Annotated in this window: 4 protein-coding genes; 2 read left to right on the forward strand and 2 right to left on the reverse strand. The window is 63.8% G+C overall.

Annotated features, from left to right (window positions below; translation table 11 throughout):
* Positions 1 to 329: NUDIX domain-containing protein (locus EOA33_RS31295; protein ID WP_127407387.1), on the reverse strand; the 329-nt coding region annotated here is incomplete at its 3' end.
* Positions 330 to 444: 115 nt separating this feature from the next.
* Here EOA33_RS31295 and EOA33_RS31300 point away from each other — a divergent pair.
* Positions 445 to 1,209 (forward strand): SOS response-associated peptidase, encoded by a 765-nt coding sequence (locus EOA33_RS31300; protein WP_126055694.1) that lies wholly within the window; start codon positions 445 to 447, stop codon positions 1,207 to 1,209.
* 79 nt (positions 1,210 to 1,288) lie between these two features.
* Here EOA33_RS31300 and EOA33_RS31305 read toward each other — a convergent pair whose 3' ends face one another.
* Complete coding sequence (locus tag EOA33_RS31305) at positions 1,289 to 1,444, reverse strand: hypothetical protein (protein ID WP_126055693.1); 156 nt, start codon at positions 1,442 to 1,444, stop codon at positions 1,289 to 1,291.
* Positions 1,445 to 1,835: 391 nt separating this feature from the next.
* Between EOA33_RS31305 and EOA33_RS31310 the strand changes: the two genes are divergently transcribed.
* On the forward strand, positions 1,836 to 2,680 hold an 845-nt coding region (locus tag EOA33_RS31310; RefSeq protein ID WP_127407388.1), incomplete at its 3' end, for a cysteine--tRNA ligase.

A 2,680-nucleotide genomic window follows, 5' to 3' on the forward strand; every position in this document is an offset into this window, starting at 1 on the left:
GCCGCGGTCTCGGCATCGTCGCTGGCCACCGGCTCGCCGCCGGCGTAAGCCGCGCCGAACACCGTCAGCAGATAGTCGACCGCGTGATTCTCACCGCTGCCATCGATGTGGATATCGCGCAGCGGGCGGTAGCCATCTGCCCGCAACCCGGTTTCCTCCTCGAGCTCGCGCGCCGCCGCTTGCGCCAGCGACTCGCCAGGCTCGACCTTGCCGCCCGGATAGGCATAGAGCCCTTGCGACGGTGGCCGGGCCCGCTTGACCAGAAGTACCTTGTCGCCGCGCACGATCGCGACGGAAACGGCCGGTATGATCTTGCGAGCCTCGTTCATGCGCTTCGAATCGCGTCAGTTGCTGGCTGAGGTTATGGACCGGACAGCTCTAGCGGTTACAGTGCTGCGGTTCCATCGCCACTTTCACGGCGATCCCGATCGAAGAGTCAAAGCCATGAGCGGACGCTTTGCCCTTACCGCCACGCCGGAGCAGACCGCCGCCTTTCTCGGCCTGGCGGAGCTGGAGGCGTTTCCGGCCCGCTACAACATCGCACCGACGCAGCCGGTGCTGATGGCGCTTGCGGGTCCGCCAAGGGCGCCGGGTTCCAACCTGCCGGACCGGCAGGCGATGCTGGTGCGCTGGGGGTTGATCCCGGCTTGGGTCAAGGACACGCGGGAATTCCCGCTGCTGTTCAATGCCCGCTCGGAAGGGGCGGCGGAGAAGGCTTCGTTCAAGACCGCCATGCGCCATCGCCGCGCTTTGGTGCCGGCCTCCGGCTTCTATGAATGGCAGCAAGCCGGCGCGGGTGCCGCGGGCCAGCCTTACTGGATCCGTCCCAGGCATAGTGGGCTCATTGCCTTTGCCGGACTGATCGAGACCTACGCCGAGCCGGGCGGCTCCGAGATGGACACCGGCGCCATCCTCACCGCCCGTGCCAGTTCGGGCATCGCCCATATCCACGACCGCATGCCGGTGGTGATCGAGGAGCGCGACTTCGCCCGCTGGCTGGATTGCCGCACGCAGGAGCCGCGCGATGTGCTCGACCTGTTGCGGCCGGCTCACCCTGATTTCTTCGAGGCAATTCCGGTTTCCGACCTTGTCAACAAGGTCACCAACACTGGGCCGGAGATTCAGGAGCGGGGCATTGTCGGGCCGCAACCCGGGAAGGTCAGGCGCCAGAAGCCCGGCGCGGACGACAGTCAGATGACGCTATTCTAGCGAAGACTGTGGAGGCCTTCATTTCCAGGCGCTTGTTCGCGCCCTCATCGCCGGCGCCCAGCGCCGGCTGCGTGCCTGTTCAGGCAGCGCGCGGCGAGATGAACTTCTGCGCCGGCTTCTTCTTCTTCGCGGTGTGAAGAAGGGCGGCGACAATCGCGGCCGGTCCGATAGCCCTGTATTGGTTGGCGAGCGCCGGTTGCTTGGCTCGGCTCGGTTCCTGCTTGCTTCGTGGCATTGGTCTCTTCCCTGGTAACATTTCTGTGTCCGCGTTTGATGGCCGATTCCGACCAAATCGTGACGCCTGGCGATCTAGCCGGCGAAAGTTTCATCACTGTGCCGACATGTTTAATAAAATGTTTCACTGTCTCATAAGCTGTGACCCGGCGACTCGTTTGCTCAAAGTTGCGACTTGACGGCAACACTCGCCAGGGCGATAAAGCCGCGCATGAAAACGTTTTTCGCCATTTGTGGCATTTGCATTATTGGCTAGCCTCGCGCTGGTCCGGACGTTTTCGCCTCATCTTTCCCCAGATTGGACAAACGCCCCGGCCAGCAGGCTGGAGCTCGATCTGCGCCTCGGCGCGGGCCGGCTCCATCCAAGACAGTAACGGACCGGGAGGGCACGCATGTCCAACGCATCGAAGGGTCTCAGCCTCTACAACACGCTGACGCGGACGCGGGACGATTTCGTCCCCATCGATCCGCTGAATGTGCGCATGTATGTCTGCGGCCCGACGGTCTACGACTTTGCCCATATCGGCAATGCGCGGCCGGCGATCGTCTTCGACGTGCTGTTCCGTCTGCTGCGCCAACTCTATGGCGAGGAGCACGTTACGTATGTGCGCAACATCACGGATGTCGACGACAAGATAAATGCCCGGGCGCTGCGTGATTTCGGCAGCCAGATCGCGTCGGGAAAGCTGTCGCTCAACGAGGCGATCCGCCACGTCACCGAAAAGACCGCCGACCAGTATCACAAGGATGTCGCTGCCCTTGGCTGCCTCGAGCCGACCTTCGAGCCACGCGCCACCGAGTTCGTCGCCCCCCGTGCCGACGGCAAAGCCGACATGCTGTCGCTGATCGGGCAACTCATCGAGCGCGGCCATGCCTATGAAGCCGAGGGCGAGGTACTGTTCGACACCGCCTCGATGCCCGACTACGGAGAACTGTCCAAGCGCAATCTCGACGAGCAGCAGGCGGGCGCCCGCATCGCCGTCGACGCGCACAAGAAGAATCCTGGCGATTTCGTTTTGTGGAAGCTGTCCTCGCCGGAAGAGCCCGGCTGGGAAAGCCCCTGGGGCAGGGGCCGGCCCGGCTGGCACATCGAGTGCTCGGCGATGTCGGCCGCCTATCTCGGCGAGGTCTTCGACATCCATGGCGGCGGCCTCGACCTGATCTTCCCGCACCATGAAAACGAGATCGCCCAGTCGCGCTGCGCCCACGGCACCGAGGTGATGGCCAACGTGTGGAT

The sequence above is a fragment of the Mesorhizobium sp. M4A.F.Ca.ET.050.02.1.1 genome (assembly GCF_003997725.1).
Classification (GTDB): Bacteria; Pseudomonadota; Alphaproteobacteria; order Rhizobiales; family Rhizobiaceae; genus Mesorhizobium.

Bases quoted from the DNA above. Each gene is read 5' to 3' on its own strand.
- EOA33_RS31300 (WP_126055694.1), top strand. From the start codon at position 445: ATGAGCGGACGCTTTGCCCTTACCGCCACGCCGGAGCAGACCGCCGCC.
- EOA33_RS31305 (WP_126055693.1), bottom strand. From the start codon at position 1,444: ATGCCACGAAGCAAGCAGGAACCGAGCCGAGCCAAGCAACCGGCGCTC.